General features: G+C 66.2%; 20 protein-coding genes. 4 read left to right on the top strand and 16 right to left on the bottom strand.

Going from position 1 to position 26004, the window contains the following annotated elements:
• Nucleotides 1-7: 7 nt before the first annotated feature.
• The 5 genes from AN936_RS03335 to AN936_RS03315 form a co-directional block, all read right to left on the bottom strand.
• A complete protein-coding gene (locus AN936_RS03335; protein WP_054586894.1) occupies nt 8-970 on the bottom strand; it encodes a DMT family transporter in 963 nt (320 codons plus the stop codon).
• Nucleotides 967-1977 (bottom strand): threonine aldolase family protein, encoded by a 1011-nt coding sequence (locus AN936_RS03330; RefSeq protein ID WP_054586893.1) that lies wholly within the window; start codon nt 1975-1977, stop codon nt 967-969. The genes AN936_RS03335 and AN936_RS03330 overlap by 4 nt, the downstream gene beginning before the upstream one ends.
• Nucleotides 1978-2017: 40 nt before the next feature.
• On the bottom strand, nt 2018-2764 hold the full coding sequence (locus AN936_RS03325; RefSeq protein WP_054586892.1) for a hypothetical protein: 747 nt from the start codon (nt 2762-2764) through the stop codon (nt 2018-2020).
• 119 nt (nt 2765-2883) lie between these two features.
• Complete coding sequence (locus AN936_RS03320) at nt 2884-3063, bottom strand: hypothetical protein (protein WP_054586891.1); 180 nt, start codon at nt 3061-3063, stop codon at nt 2884-2886.
• Between the two features lie 234 nt (nt 3064-3297).
• Nucleotides 3298-4515, bottom strand: coding sequence for an argininosuccinate synthase (locus AN936_RS03315; protein ID WP_054586890.1), 1218 nt, complete (start codon nt 4513-4515; stop codon nt 3298-3300).
• A gap of 140 nt (nt 4516-4655) precedes the next feature.
• Between AN936_RS03315 and AN936_RS03310 the strand changes: the two genes are divergently transcribed.
• Entirely contained in the window at nt 4656-5729 is a 1074-nt protein-coding gene (locus tag AN936_RS03310) for a tetratricopeptide repeat protein (RefSeq protein WP_054586889.1), read from the top strand.
• 10 nt (nt 5730-5739) lie between these two features.
• Here the strand turns inward: AN936_RS03310 and AN936_RS03305 are convergent, their stop codons facing one another.
• Nucleotides 5740-6711 carry an XdhC family protein gene (locus tag AN936_RS03305; protein WP_054586888.1) on the bottom strand — a complete coding sequence of 324 codons (972 nt, stop codon included), beginning with the start codon at nt 6709-6711 and terminating at the stop codon, nt 5740-5742.
• A 41-nt stretch (nt 6712-6752) separates the two neighbouring features.
• Here AN936_RS03305 and AN936_RS03300 point away from each other — a divergent pair, with 41 nt between their 5' ends.
• Nucleotides 6753-7331, top strand: a complete 579-nt coding sequence (locus AN936_RS03300; RefSeq protein ID WP_054586887.1) for a nucleotidyltransferase family protein — start codon at nt 6753-6755, stop codon at nt 7329-7331.
• A gap of 18 nt (nt 7332-7349) precedes the next feature.
• Here AN936_RS03300 and paoC read toward each other — a convergent pair whose 3' ends face one another.
• From paoC to paoA, 3 genes are read right to left on the bottom strand one after another with little or no spacing between them, the layout of a single operon-like run.
• Complete coding sequence (gene paoC / locus AN936_RS03295; RefSeq protein WP_054586886.1) at nt 7350-9557, bottom strand: aldehyde oxidoreductase molybdenum-binding subunit PaoC; 2208 nt, start codon at nt 9555-9557, stop codon at nt 7350-7352.
• 3 nt (nt 9558-9560) lie between these two features.
• Entirely contained in the window at nt 9561-10511 is a 951-nt protein-coding gene (locus AN936_RS03290; protein WP_054586885.1) for an FAD binding domain-containing protein, read from the bottom strand.
• Nucleotides 10508-11149: an aldehyde dehydrogenase iron-sulfur subunit PaoA gene (paoA, locus tag AN936_RS03285; protein WP_054590080.1), complete on the bottom strand. Its 642-nt coding sequence runs from the start codon at nt 11147-11149 to the stop codon at nt 10508-10510. Before paoA ends, AN936_RS03290 begins: the two co-directional genes overlap by 4 nt.
• 273 nt (nt 11150-11422) lie before the next feature.
• Between paoA and AN936_RS03280 the strand changes: the two genes are divergently transcribed.
• Nucleotides 11423-14407, top strand: a complete 2985-nt coding sequence (locus AN936_RS03280) for a DUF2339 domain-containing protein (protein WP_054586884.1) — start codon at nt 11423-11425, stop codon at nt 14405-14407.
• A 41-nt stretch (nt 14408-14448) separates the two neighbouring features.
• Here AN936_RS03280 and ald read toward each other — a convergent pair whose 3' ends face one another.
• The 4 genes from ald to AN936_RS03260 form a co-directional block, all read right to left on the bottom strand.
• A complete protein-coding gene (gene ald, locus AN936_RS03275; protein ID WP_054590079.1) occupies nt 14449-15573 on the bottom strand; it encodes an alanine dehydrogenase in 1125 nt (374 codons plus the stop codon).
• A 115-nt stretch (nt 15574-15688) separates the two neighbouring features.
• The gene (locus AN936_RS03270) at nt 15689-17089 is read right to left on the bottom strand and encodes an amino acid permease (protein WP_149037581.1); all 1401 of its coding nucleotides are present in this window, start codon (nt 17087-17089) and stop codon (nt 15689-15691) included.
• 125 nt (nt 17090-17214) lie between these two features.
• Nucleotides 17215-19161: a CocE/NonD family hydrolase gene (locus tag AN936_RS03265; protein WP_054590078.1), complete on the bottom strand. Its 1947-nt coding sequence runs from the start codon at nt 19159-19161 to the stop codon at nt 17215-17217.
• A gap of 111 nt (nt 19162-19272) precedes the next feature.
• On the bottom strand, nt 19273-20172 hold the full coding sequence (locus AN936_RS03260; RefSeq protein WP_054586882.1) for a LysR substrate-binding domain-containing protein: 900 nt from the start codon (nt 20170-20172) through the stop codon (nt 19273-19275).
• 202 nt (nt 20173-20374) lie between these two features.
• Between AN936_RS03260 and pip the strand changes: the two genes are divergently transcribed.
• Nucleotides 20375-21322, top strand: a complete 948-nt coding sequence (pip, locus tag AN936_RS03255; protein WP_201782989.1) for a prolyl aminopeptidase — start codon at nt 20375-20377, stop codon at nt 21320-21322.
• 15 nt (nt 21323-21337) lie between these two features.
• Here pip and AN936_RS03250 read toward each other — a convergent pair whose 3' ends face one another.
• The 3 genes from AN936_RS03250 to AN936_RS03240 are packed head-to-tail and all read right to left on the bottom strand — an operon-like array spanning nt 21338 to nt 25820.
• The gene (locus AN936_RS03250; protein ID WP_054586881.1) at nt 21338-22591 is read right to left on the bottom strand and encodes a P1 family peptidase; all 1254 of its coding nucleotides are present in this window, start codon (nt 22589-22591) and stop codon (nt 21338-21340) included.
• Nucleotides 22592-22617: 26 nt separating this feature from the next.
• On the bottom strand, nt 22618-23511 hold the full coding sequence (locus AN936_RS03245; RefSeq protein ID WP_054586880.1) for a CPBP family intramembrane glutamic endopeptidase: 894 nt from the start codon (nt 23509-23511) through the stop codon (nt 22618-22620).
• A 38-nt stretch (nt 23512-23549) separates the two neighbouring features.
• Complete coding sequence (locus AN936_RS03240; RefSeq protein ID WP_054586879.1) at nt 23550-25820, bottom strand: penicillin acylase family protein; 2271 nt, start codon at nt 25818-25820, stop codon at nt 23550-23552.
• Nucleotides 25821-26004 lie beyond the last annotated feature (184 nt).

Genomic DNA, 26004 nt, shown 5'->3' with positions numbered 1-26004 from the left:
CCCGCGATCACTCGGGCCGGTCGACCGCCACCGCGACCATATTGCCGCTCACCGTCGGGCGCTCGGGGCGCTTGGCGACCGCGATCACCAGCCCGACGAGCGCGACGACGCCGCCGGTGATCGACAGCGACGACCAGCGATAGCCTTCGAAGGCGGTCGAAAACCCCATGGCGATGATCGGCACGAGGACGCTCGACCACGCCGCCTGCCCGGGTCCGACGGCGCGGATCACGTTGAAATAGAGCGGAAAGGCGAGCGCGCTCGCGATCACGCCGAGATAGAGGACACCGCCGAGATAGGCGAAGGTCGGCTCGATGACCGGCGGGCCCGTGGTGACCCATGCATAACAGCCGTCGAAGAGCGTCCCGAACAGCATCGCCCACGCGATCATCACCGTCATCGATTGCGCGCGCGCGATGCCCGTTCCCTGCATCACATTGGCGACCGACGCGCTCATCACCCCGGCGAGCGTGAAGGCGGTACCCGTGAGCACCGCTGCCGGCCCGAGCGCCGCGGCGCGATATTCGTGCAGGATCATCATGCCGACGCCGACGATCGCAATCCCCGCCCCGGCCAGAAAGCGTCCCTCGAGCGGCGTTTTCAGGAAAGCGCGGCCGAGCAGCGTATTGGGAACGATGAGCAGCGCGAAGAGCACGGCGACGAGACCCGAGGTGATATGCTGTTCGGCGCGATAGACGAAGTTGAAGTTGAACGCGAACTGCGCCGCGCCAAGGATGACCGCGAACGCCATCGCGCGCGGTTCGAGTCCCAGCCGTTCGCCGCGGACCAGCGCAAAGGCAAACATCGCGAGGCCCGCAACCGCGAAACGATAGGTCACCGACCAGCTTGGCGGGACGATGCCCAATTGGCCGGTAATGACGATCCAGGTCGATCCCCAGATCAGCGTGACGAGCGCGAAGGGAATGAGGACGCGCGGACTCAGCAGCGAATGCGCTGCCGCGCCGCTCATAGCGCCGCGATGGCGGCCGCGAGCGGCGCGACCGATTCGCTATCCTGGTCCCAACTGGTGACGAGGCGAGCCGCTCCGGTTCCCCAGTCGTAGAAATCGAAGCCCGCCTTCCGGAGCCGCGCGGCTTCGTCCGCGGTCAGCTTGACGAACAGTTCGTTCGCCTCGACCGGATACATCAGCCGGTCGCCGCATGCCGCAGCGAGCGCTGCCGCGCCTGCATTGGCCGCACGCGCGTTGGTGAGCCATAGGTCGTCCTTCAGCATCGCGCGGATCTGCGCCGCAACGAAGCGGCCTTTGCTGAGCAAATGCCCGCCGCGCTTCTTGAGTTCGCGGACGCCCGCACCGCCGCTGCCGCCGAAAAAGACAATCGCCTCGGCCATCATCGCGCCGTTCTTGGTAAAGCCGAAGGACAGCGCATCGACCCCGGCACGCCACGTCACATCGGCTGGCGCACATCCGGTAAAGGCAACGGCATTGGCGAAACGCGCTCCGTCCATATGGAGCTTCAGGCCTTCGGCACGCGCAACCTCGCTGATCGCGCCGACCTCGCCGGGCCGCCAGGCGAGGCCATATTCGGTCGCATTGGTGATGCTGATCGCCGCCGGCTGGACCTGATGGACATCCTTGCGGACCATCGACAGGCGGGTCTTCAGCGCCTCGGCGTCGATCTTGGCCCCGCGCCCGGGCAGCGTCATCAGTTTCGCGCCGCCCGAATAAAAGGCGGGCGCGCCGCATTCGTCGACCTCGATATGCGCTTCCTCGTAACAAAGGATGCCCTGCCAAGGCCGCACGAAATGAGCGAGGATGATGCTGTTGGCGGCCGTTCCGGTGGGTATCCAGACGACTTCGCAGGTCGTTTCGAACAGATTCGAAAAGGCGGCATCGAGCGACTGGCTGAGCGCATCGCCGTCATAGGCGGTATCGACATGGTTGGCAGCCGAAAGCGCCTCCATCACCGCAGGATGGACGGCAGCGGCATTGTCGGAAAAAAAGCGGGTCGCAGTCATGAGCGGCGCCTTAGCGCAGGTGATGCGTCATGCTAAGTCTTCATTTGGATTGCTGTAGATCATCCTCGTCGGCTCCCGCCCCGCGCGCTACGCTGGCGCCGCCGGCAAGACCGAGGCCGCCGGCCATTCCCATGCCGCCACCTCCCGCGCCGCCGCGGCCGCCACCGCCCCCGCCCGATTCGCCGCCGCGCCCGGCTCCGCCGCCCCTGCCGCCACTGCCGGACGGCCGCGCCGGCCCCTGCACCGGGATGCTGACGTCGGCGGGGACCGGGTCGAGATCGAGCGCCTTGCGGATGAAATCGCGCAGCGCGACGACCAACTCATGCACGTGCACCGGCCGGCCGGCGGTCAACTCCTCCGCGGCCCGACTGGCGAGGCGAACCTGCTCCGCCGTCCCCAGCAGGATGATGTCGGACAGCGCTGCCTCGACCGCATCGCGAATGCGGCGCGGCCGGTCCGATTCGCCCGCTCCGCTCTCGCTCACCGACGAATCGGCTACTGGCGCACCTTCGGGCTCGCTTTCGGCCTTTGCGCCCGTTTCGCGCCGCAAGTCACGCAAATGCCGCGGATCGACCGCGAGATTGCCGGTGAAGGAACCGCCGAGTGTCTTGTAGGCGGCGATCAGCGTCCGCAGCCGCTCGTTGATCTGGCGGTTCATCCGCTCGCGGCGTTGCTGGATCGTCATCATGATCATCAGGCGGATACCAACGCCGAGAAAGGTGACCAGCGCCAGTCCAAGCAGGGTCGTCCCGATGCTTTGCCATGAAGAAGAGTCGAACAGGCGCATTGCAGAGGCTCCCCTGACGAAGGCTTGCCCCGTGCCGGAAAGCGCGCGCTGCAAGCACGGCCGGTTTGGCGCGTTCAAACCCGCAAGGCCACCATGTTTTTCAGGTCAAGGCCGTGCCCTCAGGCGCGGCGGTAAATCCACTGCCCCAACGTCCGCGACCGACGGACCAGATAATGACCCGGCATGATCACGCGGGTGCGCGGCCCATGGCGGCTCAGGATCAGGCCGACACGCGGCAGAACGAAGGAACAGGGTTGCCAGTCAAAGGCATCCTGATCGACAGATTGTTGATTTGCCATGATAAATCTTCCGCTAAAACAGCGGCATCCTCTCCCGGAATATCTTGTGCCGGAATCGCGAACGACCCCGGCGATATGAGTCAGGGATAATCGAGGCAGAGGCAAATTTTGTGACAGACGGCGGGCGCGGCTTTCCATCGCTTGGGCGCGATCGGACACCCAAGCGCGATGAGCCGAGTCGGCAGGACCGAATCGTGCGCGCAGTCGGCCCGGGACCGACGGCTCAAGCGTCGCCTAGCGGTCGCGCTTTGCGAGGAGCTTCAGGCGCAGCGCGTTGAGCTTGATGAAGCCCGCCGCGTCCTTCTGGTCATAGGCGCCGGCATCATCCTCGAAGGTCACATGGCGCTCGCTGTACAGGCTGTGCGGCGATTTGCGGCCGACGACGCTCGCGTTGCCCTTGTAGAGCTTGAGGCGGACGGTGCCCGACACCTTTTCCTGACTGTGGTCGATTGCCGCCTGCAGCATCTCGCGTTCGGGCGCGAACCAGAAGCCGTTGTAGATGAGCTCGGCATATTTCGGCATCAGCTCGTCCTTGAGATGCGCCGCGCCACGATCCAGCGTGATGCTTTCGATCCCACGGTGCGCCCGGGCATAGATTTCGCCGCCCGGCGTCTCGTACATGCCGCGCGACTTCATGCCGACGAAACGGTTCTCGACGAGGTCGAGGCGGCCGATGCCATGCTTGCGGCCAAGGTCATTGAGCGCCGCGAGCAGCGTCGCGGGCGACATCGCCTGTCCGTTCAGCGCGACGCCGTCGCCGCGTTCGAAATCGATCGTGATATATTCGGGCGTGTCGGGCGCATCCTCGGGGTTCACCGTGCGTGAATAGACATAGTCGGGGGTCTCTTCCCACGGATCCTCGAGCACCTTGCCCTCCGACGAGGTGTGGAGGAGGTTCGCGTCGGTGCTGAACGGACTTTCGCCGCGCTTGTCCTTGGGCACCGGGATCTGGTGCTGCTCGGCCCACGCGATCAGCGCGGTGCGGCTGGTCAGGTCCCAGTCGCGCCAGGGTGCAATCACCTTGATATCGGGATTGAGCGCATAGGCGCTGAGTTCGAAGCGCACCTGGTCGTTGCCCTTGCCCGTCGCGCCGTGCGCGACCGCATCGGCGCCGGTTTCTTTGGCGATCTCGACCAGCCGCTTCGAGATCAGCGGGCGCGCGATCGACGTGCCGAGCAGATAATCGCCCTCGTAGCGCGCATTCGCGCGCATCATCGGGAAGACGAAATCGCGGACGAATTCCTCGCGGACGTCGTCGATATAGATATGCTCGGGCTTCACCCCCATCAGCACGGCCTTCTCGCGCGCCGGGCCCAATTCCTCGCCCTGCCCGAGGTCGGCGGTAAAGGTCACGACTTCGCAGCCATAGGTCACCTGCAGCCATTTCAGGATGACGCTGGTGTCGAGCCCTCCCGAATAGGCGAGGACGACGCGCTTGATGGAATCGGACATGATGGTTCCCTTGGCGAGAAAAGACGGTCGCGCGCCTAACAGGACCGCCCCCGCGGCGCAACGCCTTGGCGCGTTCTTACAAGTATCGGATGCGAATATGCGGCAAGATGCGATGGGGTATGTGGGGGGAGAAATTTGTCATGCGGACGATATTGGCGATAGCGGCGCCCTTGCTGGCGCTGGCGACAGCATCTTCGACGACCGGCGGCGGCGGGTCGATGCCCGATCCGGCGCGCGAATATCATCAGAATGTCGACTGCCATAACGCCTATGACCGGCTGGTGAGCGACCTCCACGCCGGCACCGCGATTTCGCCCGCTGAGCGCGAATGGGCGGTGGCGCACGAAGCTGCGGCGAATGGCGGCACGCCCTGCGCACCGCCGCTTCCCGAAATGATCGCGCGCGGCGACGCGTGGCGGATCCGCACCATCGAAGGCCGCGACACCGCCGCCGCCTTTTACCACAAGCAAAAGGACCCGGCGGCGCTCAGCGAACTGGGCATGGCGTGGCTGGGCGGTACGGTCGAGGGCGGCACCCCGCAAGAGGGGCTGGAAATGATCAACGAGGCGGCAAAGCTGGGCGACCCGGTCGCGCTGTTCACGATGGGGACGGTATATGCGGCGGGCGCGCTGGGGGCGAAGCAGGATTATGCCAAGGCATTCGAACTGCTCAGCCAGTCCGCGGCGGCGGGCCACATCGACGCCATCTATCGCGTCGGGCTCCAGTATCATGAGGGCCTTGGCGTCAAGAAAGACTATAAGAAGGCCTTCGAACATTTCCGCATGGCGGCCGAGCGCGGCCATTTCTACGCGATCATCATGGCGTTCGACATGATCAACGGCGACCGCGGCGTGAAGCAGGACTTCAACCTCGCCTACCGCCTGTCGCGCACCGTCGCCGAACAGGGCGAACCCTATGGCGCCGTAATGGCGGCGTCGTCGCTCCTCCAGATGAAGGACCCGCTCAAGAATGAGGACGAGATTCTCTATTGGATGGACGAGGGCATCAACAAGGGCGACGAGAATATCCGCAACCAGTTGATCCCCCTGCGCGAGCGGGTCGTCGCCGCCTTCACCAAGGCCAAGGCCCCGCCGCAATATGTACCCCGGGCGTTCAAGGCCTGTCCGATGAAGACGGTGTGCACGGTCAATCATTATTCGGGGCTGCAAAGCTGCACCACGAACAAGGATTACTGGAACGACTGCGACGGTTAAGAACGGCGCATCAGGCGGGGATATCGACGCCAGATGGTTCGATGACGGCGCTCGTCGCATGGACGGCGTGATATTCCTTCACGATCTCCGAAAGGATCGAAAGCGCGAGTGTTGCCGGATCGCGCGTCGCGGGAATGAGGCCGACTGTCTTGCGAAGCCGCCGGATAAGATGGTCGGGCGTACCCGCCGACCGCAAGGCATCGCGCCGGATCGCCTGCGTCCGCGGGCTTCCGATCGCGCCGACGTAAAAGCCCGGAAGGCCGAGCGCACGCGGCAGCAATTCCTCTTCCCAGTCGCGGTCGTGAAAGACCGAGACGAACGCGGTCCACGGGTCGCTTGCGAACGGCGGCAGATGCGCCCGCGCGATCCATTCGACGGTGTCGATTCCCTCGGCGGTAAGCCCGGCCAAGGCCCCCCGGTCTGGCGAAACGGCGCAGGCCTCGGCACCGAAACCCGCGGCGAGGCGCGCCAGTGCGGTAAGCTCCTCGCCCTGCCCCATCGCGAGGAGGCGAAGCCCTGGTAGGTAGCGGATATGGAAGCCGTCGCCTTTCCAACCGCTGGCCATCGCGTCATCGACGCTCACGCCTTCGTGCGACAAGCGCAGCGCCGCCGGTTCGCGGCGATCGTGCCGTGCCAGCACGCGGGCCAGCGCCGCAGGGTCGGGGTGCGGATTGAACAGCAGATCGATGCCGCTGCCGCACGGCAGGCGGATGTCGAGATAGGGCGAACCGGCACCGAAACGCACGAGTTTCGCCCGGCCGTCGGCGAGAGTGCCGACCGCTTCGGCGACGACCGCCGCCTCGATGCAACCGCCGGAGAAGGATCCGGCGTAGCGGCCATCCTCGGCCACCGCCATTTGCGCACCGATCGCGCGCGGCGACGATCCCTCGACATGGGTGAGCGTGACGAGCACGATGCCCCGCCCTTCGTCGATCCGCGCCGCGGCGAAGCGCAATATATCGGCCGGGGTGGTTGCTATCATCGGCCTATTGCGCTGAGACAGTGGAGGAAAGGCAGGCCCGAATGAACGACGCCGCGAACATCGTCGCCGTCCTGCTCGCCGCCGGCCGGTCGCGGCGCTTCGGTCCCGAGGACAAATTACTGATGCCGCTCGCCGGCGAACCGCTGGCGCTGCACGCCGCGCAGCGGATCGCCGAACTGGCGCCGGCGCGCCGGATCGCTGTCTGTCCCGAAAGCGACGGCGAATTGGCCGAGATGTTGTCCGCGCTGGGGTTCGAGATCGTAGTCAATGCCGATCCACAATCGGGTCTCGCGCAATCGCTGTCGCTCGGCATTGCGGCCGTCGCGCGCGGCCCCGAGCGCGCCGCGCTGGTCTGCCTCGCCGACATGCCCTTTGTCGGCACCGGCCATTTGCAAAGCCTGCTCGCCCGCTTCGATCCGGTCTCCGCGCCGGTCGTGGCGTCGAGCGACGGCGAAACCGCGATGCCGCCCGCGCTGTTCGACCGCGCGCTGTTCGACCGCCTGCGCGCGAGCGAAGGCGACCGCGGCGGCAAGGCGCTGCTGGCGAATGCGGCGCTGGTCATGGCAGGCCCCGGCGAACTGGCCGACATCGACCGGCCGGGCGACCTGCACGCAATCTGACCCTTCGTCCGCATGGCATCATGCGATGTCCGGCAATTGGCCGAGCAGCTTGTCGAGCGTCACCGGATAGTTGCGCACGCGCACTCCGGTTGCATTATAGACGGCGTTGGCGACCGCAGCGGCGACGCCGCAGATGCCGAGTTCGCCGACGCCCTTCGCCTTCATCGGCGAGGTCGTCGGGTCGGTTTCGTCGAGGAAGATCACCTCCTGATGCGGGATGTCGGCGTGGACGGGCACTTCATAGCCCGCGAGGTCGTGGTTGACGAAAAAGCCGAAACGCTTGTCGACCGCCAGTTCCTCCATCAACGCCGCGCCCGCCCCCATCGTCATCGCCCCGATGACCTGGCTGCGCGCGGCCTTGGGGTTTAGGATGCGGCCCGCGGCGCAGACCGCGAGCATCCGGCGGATACGGATTTCGCCCGTCATCGCATCGACGCCGACCTCACAGAAATGCGCGCCGAAGGTCGATTGCTGATATTTTTCGGCGAGGTCGCCATATTCCATCATGTCTTCGGCGACGAGTTCGCCGTCGGCGGCCGCATCGCCAAGCGCCGCGCTGCGCTTACCCGACTTGACCTTGCCATCCGCGAACACGGCGTCGGCGGCATTCATGCCGAGCTTCTGCGCCACCGCCTCGCGCAGTTTCACGCAGGCGGCATAAACGCCGGCGGTCGAGCTGTTCGCGCCCCATTGCCCGCCCGAACCCGCCGAGACGGGGAAAGCGGAATCGCCGAGCTTCACGACGACCTTGTCGAGCGGCAGTCCCATCATTTCGGCGGCAGTCTGCGCGATAATCGTATAGGTGCCGGTGCCGATATCGGTCATGTCGGTCTCGACCGTCACCACTCCCGACCGGTCGAGCCGGACCCGCGCCGCCGAGGGGCCGTTGAGGTTGTTGCGAAACGCCGCCGCGACGCCCATCCCGACCAGCCAGCGCCCGTCGCGCGCCATCCCCGGCTTGGCATTGCGCTTCGCCCAGCCGAATTTCTCGCCGCCCACCGTCAGGCATTCATTGAGCTGACGCTGCGAGAAGCGCCGCTCGGGTTTTTCAGGATCGACCTGCGTGTCGTTGAGGATACGCAGCACGATCGGGTCCATGCCGAGCTTTTCGGCCAGTTCGTCGACCGCAATCTCGAGTGCCATCAGGCCGGGCGCCTCGCCGGGCGCGCGCATCGCATTGCCTTCGGGCAGGTCGAGCACCGCGAGCCGCATCGCGGTCATCCGGTTCTCGCCGGCATAGAGCAGCCGCGTCTGCGCCACCGCAGTTTCCGGGCCGCCGCCGGGCAGGTCGCCCGACCAGCTTTCGTGACCGATCGCGGTAATCTTGCCTTCGGCGGTGGCGCCGAGCCGGACGCGCTGGATCGTCGCCGGCCGGTGCGTCGTGTTGTTGATCATCAGCGGCCGCGTCAGCGCGACCTTGACCGGCCGGCCCGCCGCCTTGGCACCGAGCACGGCGAGCAAGGCATCGGCGCGGTTGAACAATTTGCCGCCGAAGCCGCCGCCGATATAGGGCGAATCGAAGCGGATATTTTCCTTCGGGATGCCCAGCGTCTTGGCCATGTCGCCGACCGACCAGGCGATCATCTGGTTCGACGTCCACACCGTCAGCTTGTCGCCCTCCCACGCCGCGATCGACGCATGCGGTTCCATCATCGCATGACTGTGGTCGGGGGTGGTGTAGCGCGCGTCGACCTGCACCGGCGCCTCGGCAAAGGCGCCAGCGAAATTGCCGATGGCGGTGTCGGGTTCGACCCCGAAGGACGCCGCCGGCTTGGCCGCGCCGTCCAGCGCGGCGGCGAGGTCGTAGCCGCCCTTGCTGCGCGCATATTCGACGCGAACGAGCGCCGCGGCGGCGCGCGCCTGTTCGAAGCTTTCGGCGACAACAAGCGCGATCGCTTGATGATAATGCTCGATCGCCGGGCCGCCGAGCAATTTGGCGGTATTGAAGTCGCCCTTGACGAGCTTGCCGGCATTGTCGGCGGTGACGATCGCGAGTACGCCGGGTGCCGCCTTGGCGTCGGCGAGGTTCATCGATGCGATCCGTCCCTTGGCGATCGCCGCGCCCACGACGAAGCCATAGGCCTGGTTCGCCGCGACATCGTGGCGTTCATAGGCATAAGGCGCGGTGCCGGTCGTCTTGAGCGGGCCGTCGATGCGGTTGGTCGGTTTGCCGACGACCTTGAGCTGGTCGATCGGGTTGGTCGTCGCGGGGGTCTCGAATTTCATGGCTCAGCCCCTCGCCTCTGCCAGCACCCCGGCGAGCGTTCGCTCGACCAGCGGGAGCTTGTAGGCATTTTCATGGGTCGTCTTCGCGCCCGCAAGCAAACCGGCCGCGGCCGCCTTGGCGCCGCGCGGCAACTCTGCTTCCGCCGCCTCGACACGCCACGGCTTGTAGCCGACCCCACCGAGCGCGACGCGGCCCGTCCCGTCCTTCTGCACGATCGCGCCGACCGAAATCAGTGCGAAGGCATAGGAGGCGCGGTCGCGAACCTTGTGATAGACATGCGTGCCGCCGACCGGTCTGGGCAGCGTCACCGCGGTGATCAGCTCGCCGGGCGCCAGCGCGGTTTCGAGATGCGGCGTCGTGCCGGGCGCGCGATAGAAATCGGCGATCGGGATTGCGCGGGCGCGTCCCCCCGCATCGACCGTCTCGACCGCGGCGTCAAGCGCGCGCATCGCGACCGCCATGTCGCTGGGGTGCGTCGCAATGCATGCTTCGCTGGCACCGACCACCGCATGCAGCCGGTTGAAGCCGCCGATCGCAGCGCAGCCGCTACCCGGCTTGCGTTTGTTGCACGGCTGGTTGGTGTCGTAGAAATAGGGACAGCGCGTCCGCTGGAGCAGGTTGCCAGCGGTCGTCGCCTTGTTGCGGAGTTGCCCCGAAGCACCCGCAACCAGCGCGCGCGAAAGCAGGCCATAGTCGCGCCGCACCCGCGCATCGCTGGCAAGGTCGGTGTTGCGGACCATCGCGCCGATGCGCAGGCCGCCTTCATCCGTCGCCTCGATCTTGTCGAGCGCAAGACGGCTGACGTCGATCAGATGCGCCGGCGTCTCGATCTCGAGCTTCATCAGGTCGAGCAAATTGGTACCGCCCGCGATAAAGCGCGCGCCGGGCGCGCGGGCGAAGGCGGCGGTGGCGGCGGCGGGCGTATCGACGCGTTCGTAAGTGAAGCTTTTCATGCCTTTACCCCCGCGACATCGGTGATCGCATCGATGATGTTCGAATAGGCGCCGCAGCGGCAGATATTGCCGCTCATTCGCTCGCGCAGTTCGGCGGCCGTTACCTTGGGCCGCGCGGTCAGGTCGGCGGTGACGTGGCTCGGCACACCCGCCTTGATTTCGTCGAGCACCGCAACCGCCGAGCAAATCTGCCCCGGGGTGCAATAGCCGCATTGATAACCATCATGCTCCACGAAGGCCTGCTGCATCGCATGCATGTCGCCGGGCGTGCCCAGCCCTTCGATCGTGGTGATCCTGTCGCCGTCGTGCATCACCGCCAGCGTCAGGCAGCTGTTGATCCGCCGCCCGTCGACGATGACGGTGCAGGCGCCGCACTGGCCGTGATCGCAGCCCTTCTTCGTGCCCGTCAGATGCAGATGCTCGCGCAGCGCATCGAGCAGCGAGGTGCGCGTATCGAGATCGAGGCTATGCGCCGTGCCGTTCACCTCGAAAGCGACCTTGGCCGTGGGCGGCGGCGTGGCCGCGGGCCGTGCGCCTTCGGCGGCTTCGGCGGGCACCAATGTCGCGGCCGCGACCGATGCCGCGCTGCCCGCGAGCATACCGCGCCGCGACAGCTCGAATTCCCCGGGGTTCAGCATGCGTGTCTCCGATTCTCTTTTCTGTTTGCCGGCAGGCGTGGAACCTGCGGGAAAGGTCAGGCAGTCGATGCCGCGCGGTTCTGTGATGACCGCGTCGGCGAAGAAATTTCGGACGTGTTTGATAACGGTATCAGATTGGCGTGCGCGCGAACAGATAGCGGGTAAGAAATCTTCTTCAGCGAACTCCGCAATCGCGCGCAACCGTGACGCATCTGCGAGGCCAATCGAAATTGGCGCCATTGCCTGCTACGAGGGTCGACCGAAGGGATTAACATGTTCGACTTCTTCGCCTTTCTCGCCATCATCACCCTGTCCATCCTGCTGATGGATACGCGCAGCCGCCTGAAGCGATCCGAGGCGATGTGGAAGGACACGGCAAAACGGATCGGCGCGCTGCAACGCCAGCTCGGTGTGACGGTGATCGACGAAGCCGAGGCACCCGTTACCCCGGCCCCCGTCCCCCCTGATCCCGCGCGCAACAAGCCCGCTATCGCAGCGGCGATGACCCCGCCTGCTGCCGTATCAGAAGCCATGCCGGATGAGGCACCCGATACCGAGAAGACCGAACCCGCACCGCTGGCAGCCAAACCGCTCGCGCCAAAGAAAGTCAAAACCGCCGCGCCATCCGAACCGCCGCGCAGCCTTGCGTCGCGGTTCGAGAATCTGTTCGGCAAAACGCTGCCCATCTGGGCCGGCGGCCTGACGCTCGCCATCGCCGGCGTGCTCATCGTCCGCTATGCGATCGATGCAGGTTTCTTTGCGCGCGTCTTCACGCCGGGGGTGCAGATCGTCACCGGGCTGCTGTTCGGCATCGCGCTGATCGGCGGCGCCGAATATGCCTGGCGCAACGAAGCGAAGCTGCGCGACGTGCGTGTACCGCAGGCGCTGTCGGGCGCGGGGATCGCGACGCTCTATGCCGCGATCATGGTCGCGGCGAATGTCTATCAGCTTGTCGGACCGCTGCTGGCCTTTTTCGCGCTCGCACTCGTCACCGCGGCGGCGCTCGGCCTGTCGCTCCGTTTTGGTCCGCCGAGCGCGCTGCTCGGCCTCGCAGGCGGGCTCGCGGCGCCGGCGATGGTCGGCGCGGTGGAGCCCAATGTGCCGCTGCTCGCCGTCTACCTCGCGCTGACGATCGCGGGGCTTGCCGGCGTCGCCAAGGCCCGGCGCTGGCCGTGGCTCGCGCTCGCCGCGCTGGTCGGCGGCGCCGGCTGGGGCGTGTGGATGGTGCTGACAAGCGCCGCGCTCGACACGCTCGCATCGCTGTCGACCGGCGGTTTCGTGCTGCTCCTCGCGATTGCCGTGCCGATGCTCGGCTATGACGGCCCGCGCGCGGCGATGCTGCGCGCGGCCTCGGCCATCGTCGGGGCGCTGCAGCTTGCCCTGCTCGTCGGCTATGGCGGTTTCGCCCCGCTGCACTGGGGCCTGTTCGCATTGATCGCCGCTGCCGGCCAGTGGCTGGCATGGCGCGAACGCGGCTTCGCCATCGTCCCGTCGATCAGCCTGCTGCTGTCGCTAGCGCTGCTCGCCGCCTGGCCCGACCCCACACCATTCTGGTTCGGCCTGATCGGCCTTGCTCTGCTGGCGATCCACGCGGGTCCGCTTCTCGCGCGGCTGTGGGCTGTGCCAAAGGAATTGCGGCGCACATGGGAAGTCTGCGCGCTCGCCGTCGCGCCGCTGCCGCTCACCAAATGGCTTTTCTGGGATATCGCCGACAATAGCCTCGCCCTCGTGGCGCTCGGCGGCGCTCTCCTTGCGGCTGCGGGCATCGCGCGCGGGTGGCGAGCCCCCGATCGCGGCAGCGACGGCCGCGTTGCATGGCTGGCGGCGACCGCCGGTGCGCTGCTGGCATTCGCGCTTCTGCTGATCCTGCCGATGTGGACAGCGCCGCTTGCCGTCGCGGCCATCGCGGCAGGCCTGCTCTTCTTCGGCAAGGCAGCGGGCGACCGGCGCATCGAGCGGGTGGCAACGGGATTTTTGGGGGCGGCAATTGTTGTCCTCCTCGCGACGCCACTGGCGGTCGACGAACTGCCCCGACTGGTCGAGGGCGCCGCCGGTGCGGATGGCCAGGCGCTGCTCCGCTGGATCGGCCTCGCCGCAGCCGCGCTGCTGTTCGCGGTCCGCGCGGAGGGCGCGGTGGTGCGACGGATCGGGCAGGCCGCAGCGGCGCTGCTCGGCTGTGGCGCCTGTGCCCAGTTCCTTCCCTCGCGCGCGCTGATCCTCGTCCCGGCGCTCGGCGGCGCGGCGGCGCTGCTCGCGGCGCGGCGGGTGCGGCTCGACCGGGTCGATGCCGCGGCCGCAAGTTTCGCCCTCCTCGGCCTCGGCTGGGCCGCCCTCCCGATCGCCTCCTGGACGACGGAGGCGTTGCTTTCGCTCGCCGCCATACCGATGCAACTCGACAACAGCCTGTTGACCGCCGAACCGCTGTTGCTCCGGCTCTTGCTTCCCGCGCTGCTCTTCGGGGTTTCGCTGTGGCTGATCCGCGACAGCGTGCCGCGCTGGCTCCGGATCGCCGGCATCGCCCTTGCCGGAACCGTCGGCGGCATCGCGCTGCACGCTTTCTATCGCCTCGGCTTCGCCGCGCTGGCGGGCGATGATTTCGTCGCAACCGGGATCGTCCAGCGGCTTGTTTGGGAAGGCTTGCTGATCGGCGGCGGCTGGCTAGCGCTGCGCCGCGGCATGACGGGCCTCGCCCGCCCGCTTGTCCTTGCAGGCACGGCGCACGCCCTGCTTTACGGGCTTGTCCTCCACAATCCGTTGTGGTCGGCGCAGGCCGTCGGGGCGTGGCCGCTCGCTAACCTGCTGCTGCCGCTGTTTCTGTTGCCGTGGTTCGGGCTGACGCAGGTGCCGGCGCTCTTCGCCAAGCCCCCGGCCGCGCTCGACCGGTTCGTGCAGATCGCCGTCATGCTGCTCGTCGCGGGTTTTGCCTGGGCGACGCTGCGCCAGTTGTTCCACGGCACGCTGCTCGCGGAGGACGGGGTGACCGACGCCGAGAATATCCTGCGGTCGATCCTGCTCCTTGGGCTGGCGCTCGGCTTCCTGCTCTGGGGTATCCGTACGCAGCGCCACGACTGGCGGATTGCATCGCTGGTGCTGATGATCGGCGCCGCCGGCAAGGTCTTCCTGTTCGACGCCTCGGGGCTCGAGGGGCTGGCGCGGATCGGTTCGTTCGTCGCGCTCGGCTTCAGCCTGATCGGGATCGGCTGGCTCTACAGCCGCCAGCTCGCGCCGGACGCACCGCGCGAGTCAGCGTCCGGATAGGGCATGGCCGGCAGCCCGGCCGGCCATGCCCCTCACGGCCATCAGGCCGCGAGTTTACGGATCGTGTCGCGTCCGTCGGCGAACGACAGGCCGAGCGCCTCGGCGACCGCTTCGTTGGTCACCTTGCCGCCCGAGACGTTCAGCCCGGCGAGCAGGTGCGGGTCTGCGTCGAGTGCCGCGAGGCCCTTGTCGGCGAGCGCGAGGCCGAACGGCAAGGTTGCGTTGTTGAGCGCCTGGCTCGACGTCAGCGGCACCGCGCCCGGCATGTTCGCGACGCAATAATGGATCACGCCGTCGACCTCGAAGGTCGGGTTTTCGTGCGTCGTCGGGCGCGAGGTTTCGAAGCAGCCGCCCTGATCGATCGCGACGTCGACCAGAACCGAACGCTGCTTCATCCGGCCCAGCATTGCACGCGAGACCAGCTTCGGCGCGCTCGCGCCGGGCACCAGCACGGCGCCAACGGTGACATCGGCGTCGACCAGCTCTTCCTCGATGCTGTCGATCGTCGACATGCGTGTCCGCACGCGGCCGCCGAACAGTTCGTCGAGCTGGCGCAGGCGCGGCACCGAACGGTCGACGATCGTCACTTCGGCACCAAGGCCTACTGCCATCCGCGCGGCGTGCGTGCCGACGACACCGCCGCCGATCACGAGGACGCGCGCCGGCGCGACGCCGGGAACGCCGCCGAGCAGCAGCCCGCGGCCGCCCGCATGGCGGCGCAGCGCCGAACCGGCCGCTTCGATCGCCAGACGCCCGGCAACTTCGCTCATCGGCGCCAGCAGCGGCAGCGCGCCGGTGCGGTCGGTGACCGTTTCATAGGCGATCGCGTGGCAGCCCGATGCGAGCAGGCCCTTCGTCTGTTCGGGATCGGGGGCGAGATGGAGGTAGGTGAAGAGGATCTGGCCCTCGCGGAGCTGGACCCATTCGGACGGCTGCGGCTCCTTGACCTTGACCACCATCTCGGCGCGCTTGAAGACTTCGGCGGCATCGCTGGCGATGGTCGCACCGGCGGCACGATAGGCATCGTCGTCGGCACCGATGCCGAGGCCCGCACCGGTTTCGACGAGCACTTCATGGCCGCGCGCGACATATTCACGCACCGAGCCGGGGGTCAGGCCGACGCGATATTCATGGGTCTTGATCTCTTTGGGAACGCCTAACAGCATAATGCCTCCGGTCATTGGGGATTGAGCCGGACGCGCGCCCGGCGGCTGGGGCAACTACCCTCCCCACCCCCGCCCCGCGCAAACGAGTAATGCTGCTTCCGAGGGTGAGTGTTTTTCATCCTGCCGCGAGTTTGCTTCGGTGGCGGCCGTAGAGCGTGTAGATCAGGATTCCGACGGCATTCCAGACCAGACACCACAGCAATGTCTGCGCGGGCAGGCTGAAGAAGAGATAGAGGCAGCCGCCGACCGCGCCGAGACTGACCAGCGCGACGGCCGGGACACGAAACGGACGAGGCAGGTCGGGAGAACGGCGACGCAGGATGATCAGGCAAAGGCCGACGGCGATGAAGGCGATCAGGGTACCCGCATTGGCGAGCGCCGCGATCTCGCCGATCGGCAGCAGCCCGGCAAGGATCGCGACGAGCACCGCGGTCATCACCGTGATCCGCGTCGGCGTGCCGCGACTCGAAATCCGCGCCCACCCCTGCGGCAGAAAACCGTCGCGCGCCATTGCAAGGAAGATGCGGCTCTGCCCGTACAGGAAGGCGAGCAGTACCGTCGGCAGCGCAATCACCGCCGCGGTCGCGACGACGTGTGCGACGCCTGCTTGGTCGATCGACCGCAGGATCAGTGCGAGCGGCTCGGGGCTGTCGGCAAACTGCGTGAAGGAAACCGCACCGACCGCGGTCGCGGCGACGAGCAGGTAGATGAGCGTGCAGACGACCATCGACCCGATGATGCCGATCGCCAGATCGCGCTCGGGCCGCTTGGTCTCCTCCGCCGCGGTCGAAATCGCATCGAAGCCGTAAAAGGCGAAGAAGATGATCGCCGCCGCAGCCATCACGCCGCGCTGCACGCCATCGTCGCCGGCACCCGCCGCGAAGCCATAGGGCATGAAAGGATCAAGGTTGGCGGCATCGAAATGCGGCAAGGCGTAGAAGACGAAGAGCGACAGGGTCGCGATCTTGACCAGCACGAGCACGGCATTCACCCGCGCGCTCTCGCGCGTCCCGAGCAACAGCAGGGCCGTGACCACGGCGATGATGAACACCGCGGGCAGGTTGATGATCCCGCCGAGTTCGGGCCCCTGTGTTAGCGCCGCCGGAAAACCGATGCCGGTGAGCAGCGGCGAGGCATAGCCCGACCAGCCGACCGCGACCGTCGACACGACCAGCGAATATTCGAGGATCAGGCTCCACCCGACCACCCATGCGATCGCTTCGCCGAGCACCGCGTAGGAATAGCTATAGGCGCTGCCCGCCGCCGGCATCATCGCCGCAAGCTCGGCATAGGCGAGCGCCGCGCACGCGCACACCGCTCCGGCGATGACGAAGGACAGCAGCACCGCGGGACCGGCGCGGTCGGCACCGACCCCGATCAGCGTCAAGATGCCGGTACCAACGATCGCCCCGACGCCCAGCGCCATCAGGTGCGGCCACGACAGGGTCGGCGGCAAGGCGTCGGGGTGGCGTTCTCCGGCCGGGGCGATCGGCTTGCGGCGTGTCCAGCTATTCAATGCGATTCTCCGGGAATGACCTATTCGTCGTCCTGCGAAGGACGGCATCTCAACGGTGCATTATGATGCAAGGCCGAGATCCCGGCCTGCGCCGGGATGACAATTCAAGATGATCGAAAGACGTCTTAGCGAGCCATCGCCGTCGACTGGTCGAGCGGAACGACGGGCAGCCACACACGGCTGGGCGTCTTGCCGCCGCGTTCGATCGTCACCGTCGCGGGCCGATAGTCCGATGGCTTCGCGTGGAAGATGTTGGGGACATAGGTCTGCGGATTGCGGTCATAATAGGGAAAGAGGCTCGACTGGACCTGCACCATGATCCGGTGCCCCGGCTTGAAGACGTGGTTCACCGTCGGCAGGCGAAACTTATATTGCTGCACCTTCCCCGCGGGGATTGCCGAGGGATGCTCAAAACTCTCGCGGTAGCGGCCGCGAAAGATTTCGAGCGCGATCGCAAGCTGGTAGCCGCCCATCTTCGGCTCGCTCGAATTTGTCGCGGGATAGACATCGATCACCTTGACGACGAAATCGCCATCGGTGCCGGTGGTGCGCGCAAAGATGTCGGCGATCGGCGTACCCGACACGCGCACCGCTTCGGTCAGCACTTCGGTCTGGTACGTCATCACGTCGGGACGCCCGTCGAACGAACGCTGATCGCTGGTCAGCCAGCTCTGCCAGCTACCATCGTCGAAATTGACCGGCCGCGGATAATGCGGAACCGGCTTGGCAGGATCGGCGACATAGGCGTCGCCGCCGGCCGCTCCGGTCTGAAAGCCCAGCCCGCCATTGGCGCCGAGATAGATCGGCGTCAGCGGCGCCGGGCATCCCGTTTCGCAGGCGAGCGGCCAGTTGGACAGCCGTTCCCAGCGGTCTTCGCCGGTATTGTAAGCGGTCACCGCCGGAATATTGGCAGGCGGACCACCCTGCAGATGCTCGTTGAAGAAGGGCAGGATCATGTCACGCCAATATTGGGTGATCGTATTGCTGCTCCACTGGAGCGGGCCGAGGTTGCGGCCGACGTCGTTGCGGTTCACCTGGCTGTGCGACCAGGGCCCCAGCAGCAGGTGGTTGTTGCCCATCTTGCCCTTCGCCTTCAGCACCTCCCACGAACGGATTGCGCCATAGATATCATCCTGGTCCCACAAGGGCTGGACCCACAGGGTCGGCACGTCCGACGGGTTCGCCGCGAGCAGCTTGTCGAGCGCCAGCCCCTGCCACACCGCATCATAGGCCGGATGCTCCTGTAACCGCCGCCAGAAGGGCAGACGGTCGTATCCGCGCGCCTTGCCCCAATCGCCCGCCGATCCGGCGGCGCGGAAGTTGTCATAATCGTCGTAACCGCCGCGCGACGCAGCCTTGGCGATCGACCGGTCGCCCGTTTGCTGCGCAATATAATCGGCCATCACCTGCCGGAAGGCGCCGTTGTGGAACCAGTCGTCGCCCGTCCACGCATCGACGAGCGGGCTCTCGGGCGCCGCGACCTTGACCGCCGGATGCGGCTTGATGAGCGCCTGGACGACCGTCGTGCCCTCATAGGACGAACCGATTATGCCGACGCGGCCGTTGCTTTCGGGCAGGTTCGCCTTGTTCACCAGCCAGTCGATCGTGTCATAGGCGTCGGTACCATTGTCGACGCCGGTATCGTTCAGCGGACCGACCATGGGCCGCGTGACGACATAATCGCCTTCCGATTTATACTTGCCGCGAATATCCTGCCACACGCGGATATAGCCCGCCTTCGCGAACTCGCGATCCTCGAAGGGCACCGCGTCGACCATTACCGGGCTCGTCGTCCGCAACACCCGCGCCGTGGCATTATAGGGCGTGCGGTTAAGCACGATCGGCGCGTCTTTCGCTCCCTTGGGGACGAGGATGACCGTATAAAGCTTCACCCCGTCGCGCATCGGGATCATCATTTCGCGCCGTTCGTAATCGGCGTCCGCCGGCAGCGGGCTGTAATCGCCCGGAATGTCGCCGCCCGGCCTGACAATCGGCTCGGCGCCCGCCGCCTGCAACATCACGGGCAGGGGAAGCACGGCAGCAAGCGTCAGCACGACCAGCAGCGATTTCATCATATTCCTATGTCCCCGGCACGCCCAGTTTTTCCAAGGGTGCGCGCGGGGCGGAGATGGCGCAATGCGATTATTCCTGCGCCTCTGGACCAGAATTGCTGCCTCTTGCCGTCACTCCGCCGCGCCGTCCGGCGTCGCCTGCTCGACGATCCAGTCGATGAAGGTTTCGGCGATGTCGGACAGCGGCGACGACGCCTTGGTCAACAGGTAGAATTGGTTGCCCGCTGCCACCCGCTGGTCCGAAAGCGGTTGCAGCCGTCCCTGTGCGATCAGGTCGGACAGCACCGACGTATGACCGATCATGAAACCGCGTCCGCTCAGCGTCGCCTCGACGACCATCGAATAGAGCGAGAAGGTCTGGGTGATCAGATTCGCGGGGCGCGCGTGGCCGGTATGCTGCAGCCACTGCTCGAAATCATTCGCCCAATAGGTGTCGAGCATCAGCGGCATTCCGACCGGCAGCCCGTGCTCGTCGCGCTCCGCAGTCTCGATGAGCGAGGGCGCCGCGACGGGAACGAGCTCGTCGAAAAACAGCGGGCGGGAATCGCAGCCCGGAAAGGGCGGCTGGCCATAGCGGATGGCGACATCGAAGTTCGATGTGCGCAGGTCGACGATCACCGGGTCGGCCCAGATCTCGATCGTCGTATTGGCATGCGCTTTATGAAACTCCTCGATCCGCGGACCGAGCCACAGTTGCGCGAGCGCCGGCAGGATCGTCAGCCGCACCGCCTTGGTGCCGCCCGAGGCCGTGATGTCGCGCGTCGCCATGAGAAGCTGCTCGAGCGGTGGAAGCACGCGCTGCGCATAGCGCTTCCCCGCCTCGGTCAGCCGGACGCCCTGCGGATAGCGCTGAAACAGTTCGACGCCGAGATAGGCCTCGAGCGCCTTGATCCGCTGGCTGACCGCACCCGGCGTCACGCTGAGTTCGCCGGCGGCGAGCGCGAAGCTCTCGGTTGCAGCGGTCGACGCGAAGACGCGCAGCCAGTCCAGATTCGGTAGCTCCCTCGGCATCAGAATATATCTTCCTCAGCAGCAAAATTAGTCGATTGCACAGGCACGCCGTTCGCGCGCCTTATGTCCCCGGACACATAGAGAATCATAAGGCCGCGCTCCGCATGGGCAAGCCCGGAGGAGGATACAGCAATAGTTCCTCTGATGGTAGCCGTCTCGCCGGGGCGCGCCTTCACAGCCATGGAGCGCAGCAGTGCAGACTTTGAGAAGCCTTTATCCGCCGATCGAACCCTATGAAACCGGAATGCTCGACGTCGGCGACGGCCACCATATCTATTACGAACGCTGCGGAACGCCGGGCGCCAAGCCCGCGGTCTTCCTGCACGGCGGCCCCGGCGCCGGCTGCTCGCCCACCCACCGGCAACTCTTCGACCCGACGCGTTACGACGTGCTGCTGTTCGACCAGCGCGGCTGCGGGCGTTCGACGCCGCACGCCGAGCTCAGCGCGAATACGACATGGCATCTCGTCGCCGATATCGAACGGTTGCGCGAAATGGCCGGGGTCCAACGCTGGCTCGTCTTCGGCGGCAGTTGGGGTTCGACGCTGTCGCTATCCTATGCCGAAACGCATCCCGAGCGCGTCAGCGAGCTCATCCTGCGCGGGATCTTCCTCGGCGCCGACCGGGATGTCGACTGGTATTACAAGTTCGGCGTGTCGCAAATCTATCCCGACAAATGGGAAGCCTTCCTCGCTCCGGTTGCGCCGGCCGAACGGTGGGACCTTGTCGCCGCCTATAACCGCATCCTGACCGGCAACGACCGAGCGGCCCAGTTGGAGGCGGCAAAGGCATGGAGCGTCTGGGAAGCCGGAACGATCACCTTGCTCCCCGACGAGGAGCTGAGCGCCAATTTCGGCGAAGATCATTATGCCATCGCCTTTGCCCGGATCGAAAATCACTATTTCTTCAACGACTGCTGGCTCGAACCCGACCAGTTGCTGCGCGATGCCGGACGGCTCGCCGGTATCCCGGGAACGATCGTCCACGGCCGCTACGACATCCCGTGCCCGCTCCGCCGGGCGTGGGAGTTGCACCAGAGCTGGCCCGGTTCGGACCTCCGCATCGTCGAAGGCGCCGGCCACGTCTTCAACGAGCCCGGCATCCTTCATGAACTGATCGAAGCAACCGACCGCTACGCGCGCGGCGGATAACCGGTTCGCCCGCCGCTATTTCCGTTTGGCGGCGGGCTTGCCCGTCGCGGCGGGCAGACGTCCATATTTGGCAAGGATCGTGCGGAGCTCGTCGTGCGGCAGCGCATGGACCGTGACGCCGTCGCGTCCGGTCATCGTCTTCGCCGCAACCAGCGCGTTGACGATCGATTCCTCGGTCGCATCGACTGCCGCCTCGAACACCTTGGTTATCTCGCTATTCGAGATAGCCGAGACCGCCTGCACGCCCGCGGCGCTTTCATCGAGCGCGCCCGCATTGGCGGTCGAGAAGGCCATGAAGATGTCGCCCGACAGATTATGGCTGATATCGCCCATCCGCCCGATCGTCTGCGTCGGCCGCTTGGCGATGCGCTTGAGCTGGTGCGGCAACAGCGGGATGTCGGTCGCGATCACGACGATGATCGACCCTTCGGGCTCATAGGGCTTCTTGTCGATCGGCGTGCAGCGGCGTTCGGGCTTGTAGACCGCTTTGCCCGGCAGGTCGCTGCACGGCAGGTAGCTGGTCGCTAGTTCCTGTCCAACCGGGGCGCCGGCGATGCGGAGCAGCGGCCGCGCGCCGTAATTGCACTGGACGAGCACGCCGACGGTATATTTGCGGTCGCCGATTTCGACCTTGCGCGACGCGGTGCCGATGCCGCCCTTGAACCCGGCGCACACCATCCCGGTACCGCCGCCGACATTGCCCTCGGGCACCGGCCCGCCGGCAGCGGTCGCGATGGCCTGCAAGGCATGTTCGGTCTTCACATGCTGGCCATTCACATCGTTGAGGAAGCCGTCCCAGGTCTCGGCGACGACCGGGGTGTAGAACAGGCAGCACGCCTTGCTGTCGGCCAGATATTTGACCACGGCATCGCGCACCACACCGACGCTGTGCGTGTTGGTGATCATCACCGGCCCATCGAACGAGCCGCGTTCCTCCATCCAGATCGTGCCGGTCATTTCGCCCGCCGCATTGGCCGTCGCCCACGCGCCGAACACCGGCACGGTGGAATTCTTGCCGCGCGGCAGGATCGCCGTGACCCCGGTCCGCACCGGACCTTCGCCAACCTTGAGCGGGCCGTCGCCGGCGATCAAGGTCGTGTGGCCGACCTCGACCCCCGGCACATCGGTAATCGCGTTGAGCGGGCCGGGCTCGCCATGGAAAGGCACGCCGAGGTCGCGGGCGCGCGGCTCCTCCGCCGCCGCGCCCGGTGCGAGCAATCCGACCGCCATGACCGAAGCCAGTGCCCATCCGAAACGCCGTGCCGTCATGACCAATCCCCTTGTTTCATCGTAAATCAGCTCGCTTCCCCCGCCGCCCGGCGTGCATCATAGGCGGCAATCGCGCGGTCGCGCCGCAACCATAGCAACAGCGCGACGACGAAGGTCGTCAGCGGAATGAGGAAACCGAATTCGTCGATCGCATAGGCGGTGATGTCACCCTTCGGCGCGGTCAGCGGCGTGTAGATCGTTTGGATATAAAGGTTGTGGCTGCCGTGCAGGATCGCGGCAGGCCAGACGCTGCCGGACTTCAACCGGAACCACGCCATGATAAAGCTGAGGTTCATGACCATGACGAAGAAGCAGGTGAGCGCGAACCATTGCGGTGCCCCGCTGTTATAATTGGCAAACAGGATCAGCGGGACATGCCACAGCGTCCAGATGACGCCGGTCACCGCCGCGCCTCCGGTAAAGCCGAACTTGTCGTGCAGCCGCGGCGCCAGGAATCCGCGCCAGCCGATCTCCTCGCCCAGCCCGCGCGCTGTCCCCGCGATGATGCCGGTGATGCCGACGAACAGGAAATAGGCAGGAACGAAGCGCCCCGGATCGGTGAAGGTCCAGCCGAGCCGGTCGGCCAGCGCCGCGATGCTTTCCGGCTCCGCGAAACCGCCCATCCCCGTCGACCAGATGATCAGATAGGCGACCGCCGCATAACCGATCGGCAGCAGATAGCTGTACCATGACGAGCGCGTATCGCGCCACGCGAAGCCGAGCGAGGCCCAGTCGAGCTTCTTCCACGCCACGGTGACGATCGCGGCGAGCGCCGGCCCCCACATCAGCGCAGTGACATAGCCGGCGTTGCCGCCGCCGACCTCGCCCGTGTAACCGATCAGGAAATAGGGCAGCGCACAGAAAACCACCGTGAGCACCAGATAGGTCCAGATTACCGATCCCTGACGCGTGTCGTTCATAGTCGCTCCCCTTTATCCGGCCTGCCCTGTCGGCAGGCTCATTGACGGATCGTCACCGGTCCCCCGATCGCCTGCGCCGCAATCTCCTCCTTCGAGAAGGGATAGGGATGCAGCGCCAGCTTCGAAAATTCGCGCGTCTGATCGGCGTAGTGCGGCGACGCAGGGTCGGTCGATTGCGAATAGGTCAGGATCGCCTTCGCGACCGGCCCTTTGTCGTCGAAGCTGACCGACTGGACATAGCTCGCCCCGTGGACGACGCCGAAACCGCCCTTGACCGGCAGCGCAGCGGTATAGTTGAGCACCCCGGCGGGCGACCCCGAAATCGGGATGCGCTCATCGCCGCGTTCGGCGAACTGCACCTCACCCAACGGCGCATCGAGCGCGATGCCCATCTTGGTCAGCGTATCGGCCGCGAAAGCAAGGTCGGCGAGCAGCGCGGCGCCTGCGGCGCCATCGATGGCGAGCGTGCGCGGCGTACCCACCACGTCGTTGCGGTCGAATGCATCTGCCCACAGATTGGCCCGACGCTCGATCTTCGACCAGAAAATTGCAAACAGCATCGCCCCGCGGCTGTCGAGTTCGGCCTTGCCGTCCCATTTGGCGAGCGCTGCGCAGGCGGGTTTCGGCGCCTCGGGACGCTCGCACAGCTTCAGGACCGCGGGCATGACGAGGTTGCCGGCGAAATTCTTGTTGCCGAGCATCGTCCGGATGCCGACGTCGATATCGAACTTGCCCGATTGCAGGACGCCCCGGATTTCTTGGAGCCCCGACCGGGTGCGCATGCTGGGCAGCAACAGGAAATCGGGACCCATCATCGGCCCCAGTTCGGCGATCGGCGCTTCGATATTCGCCCAGCGATAGCTGTCGTTGCTGTTCTGGACATAGTCGCGCCGATAGATCGCGGCCATCTTCGACGCAGGGAGCAGTCCCGGCACCGGGGTGCCCGGCGTCTTTTCCCAATCGCAGGCCGACCGGCCGCCGTCGAGGACATAGAGCCGCTGCAGAAAACCGGGGGTCGGCGGCGACATCGTGCCGCAGGCGGCAAAGCGCTCGGCCGAGACATTGGCCGCGGGGCTGATGTCGGCATAGAGCGCGTCGCCCTTGCGGTCGGCGGCGAGGGTGTTGAGGAACGGCGCATGCAGATATCGGATCAGCGCGGCGTGGATGTCGCCGACATTCCGCGCCCGCGCCATGGCGAGATAGCCCTCGCCGCTCCGCACATTGCCCTTGTTGGCATCGGCGAGGGCATAGGCGGTCTGCCGCGTCCACGCATAGTCGGTGCCGGGCATCGAGAGGATCGGGCCGTAACGCGACTGGAACAGCGTCCGCACGACGGGCGCCCCGTCCTTCATCGCGACGGCGACCTCGCGGCGTTCCATCGGCACGCGCTTGCCGTCGACGATATAGGCGGTGGGATCGGCGGGATCGAGCGTCAGCTTGAACAGGGTCATGTGCGCCGCGGTGTCGACGGTATGCGTCCACGCGACATCCCTGTTGAAGCCGATCCCGACATAGGGCTGGTTGGTGATCGCCGCCCCCGCGACATCGAACTTGCCGGGGATCGTCAGGTGGATCTGGTAGAAGCGGTTGGGACCGTACCAGGGAAAATGCGGGTTGCCGACGACGAGCCCTTTGCCGTTCATCGTGGCATCGCCGCCGAACGCCCAGCCGTTGCTGCCCAGCTTCATCGATTCCCGGATGTCGTCGGCGAACTGCGGCGCCGCGGCGACCGGCTTGGCCGCAGCCGTAGCAGCTTCGGCAGCGGGCGGTGCAGCCTCCGCGATTTTCGCGGCCGCCATCGCCGATCCCGCCAGCATGGTGAAGCCGTTGAGCGAGCGCAGGACATCGTCGCGGGTAATTTCGCGCACCCATGGCTGGCCCGCGCATCCGGCGGGTAGCTTGTCCCGATTGTCGCGCAGGAAGCGGTTATACCCCGCCACCCAGCCCTCGATCAGCGCCCTTGAATCCTTCGACGTCTTGGCAAAACCGGCGCGCAGCGCCGCGATGTCCTGCATCGTCGCATAATAGAGGTCGCTGTCGATATTCTTCGCCGGGACGAGCCCGATCACCGTCGCGCCGTCCGGACCGAAGTATCGCGAACGCTGGCCCGACGCGCTGACATAGCCGTCCGCCATCAGACAGATATTGTCCTGCGCCTGCGCATAGGCGGCGCCGAACCCCAGCCCGCCGAAATCCTCGGCTTCGACGTGCGGCACGCCGAAGGTGGTGCGGGTGATCGTCGCTTCATAGCGCGGCGCCGCCTGCGCCGCCGGAGCGAGCGCAGCCGAGACTGCGACAAACGCCGCCATCGAGAGACGCGCCCTTCTAAGCAAACGGGGTGCGAAAATGACCGGACAATTCATTTCTTCTCCGTTCCTCCGGTTGGATGACCGTCCGATCCATTACTCAATAATCGATAGAAAGCCGAACGGCCCGGCCATCGCGCGCCCGCGCGATGACCGGACCGCTCTTTTGATGCCGCCCTGAAAGCAA

This window comes from Sphingopyxis macrogoltabida (assembly GCF_001307295.1).
GTDB classification, from domain to species: domain Bacteria; phylum Pseudomonadota; class Alphaproteobacteria; order Sphingomonadales; family Sphingomonadaceae; genus Sphingopyxis; species Sphingopyxis macrogoltabida_B.
The sequence above is the reverse complement of the archived record's forward strand: the minus strand, read 5'-3'. Positions and strand labels throughout refer to the sequence as shown.

Bases quoted from the DNA above. Each gene is read 5' to 3' on its own strand.
- AN936_RS03335 (WP_054586894.1), bottom strand. From the start codon at position 970: ATGAGCGGCGCGGCAGCGCATTCGCTGCTGAGTCCGCGCGTCCTCATT.
- AN936_RS03330 (WP_054586893.1), bottom strand. From the start codon at position 1,977: ATGACTGCGACCCGCTTTTTTTCCGACAATGCCGCTGCCGTCCATCCT.
- AN936_RS03325 (WP_054586892.1), bottom strand. From the start codon at position 2,764: ATGCGCCTGTTCGACTCTTCTTCATGGCAAAGCATCGGGACGACCCTG.
- AN936_RS03320 (WP_054586891.1), bottom strand. From the start codon at position 3,063: ATGGCAAATCAACAATCTGTCGATCAGGATGCCTTTGACTGGCAACCC.
- AN936_RS03315 (WP_054586890.1), bottom strand. From the start codon at position 4,515: ATGTCCGATTCCATCAAGCGCGTCGTCCTCGCCTATTCGGGAGGGCTC.
- AN936_RS03310 (WP_054586889.1), top strand. From the start codon at position 4,656: ATGCGGACGATATTGGCGATAGCGGCGCCCTTGCTGGCGCTGGCGACA.
- AN936_RS03305 (WP_054586888.1), bottom strand. From the start codon at position 6,711: ATGATAGCAACCACCCCGGCCGATATATTGCGCTTCGCCGCGGCGCGG.
- AN936_RS03300 (WP_054586887.1), top strand. From the start codon at position 6,753: ATGAACGACGCCGCGAACATCGTCGCCGTCCTGCTCGCCGCCGGCCGG.
- paoC (WP_054586886.1), bottom strand. From the start codon at position 9,557: ATGAAATTCGAGACCCCCGCGACGACCAACCCGATCGACCAGCTCAAG.
- AN936_RS03290 (WP_054586885.1), bottom strand. From the start codon at position 10,511: ATGAAAAGCTTCACTTACGAACGCGTCGATACGCCCGCCGCCGCCACC.
- paoA (WP_054590080.1), bottom strand. From the start codon at position 11,149: ATGCTGAACCCCGGGGAATTCGAGCTGTCGCGGCGCGGTATGCTCGCG.
- AN936_RS03280 (WP_054586884.1), top strand. From the start codon at position 11,423: ATGTTCGACTTCTTCGCCTTTCTCGCCATCATCACCCTGTCCATCCTG.
- ald (WP_054590079.1), bottom strand. From the start codon at position 15,573: ATGCTGTTAGGCGTTCCCAAAGAGATCAAGACCCATGAATATCGCGTC.
- AN936_RS03265 (WP_054590078.1), bottom strand. From the start codon at position 19,161: ATGAAATCGCTGCTGGTCGTGCTGACGCTTGCTGCCGTGCTTCCCCTG.
- AN936_RS03260 (WP_054586882.1), bottom strand. From the start codon at position 20,172: ATGCCGAGGGAGCTACCGAATCTGGACTGGCTGCGCGTCTTCGCGTCG.
- AN936_RS03250 (WP_054586881.1), bottom strand. From the start codon at position 22,591: ATGACGGCACGGCGTTTCGGATGGGCACTGGCTTCGGTCATGGCGGTC.
- AN936_RS03245 (WP_054586880.1), bottom strand. From the start codon at position 23,511: ATGAACGACACGCGTCAGGGATCGGTAATCTGGACCTATCTGGTGCTC.
- AN936_RS03240 (WP_054586879.1), bottom strand. From the start codon at position 25,820: ATGGCGGCGTTTGTCGCAGTCTCGGCTGCGCTCGCTCCGGCGGCGCAG.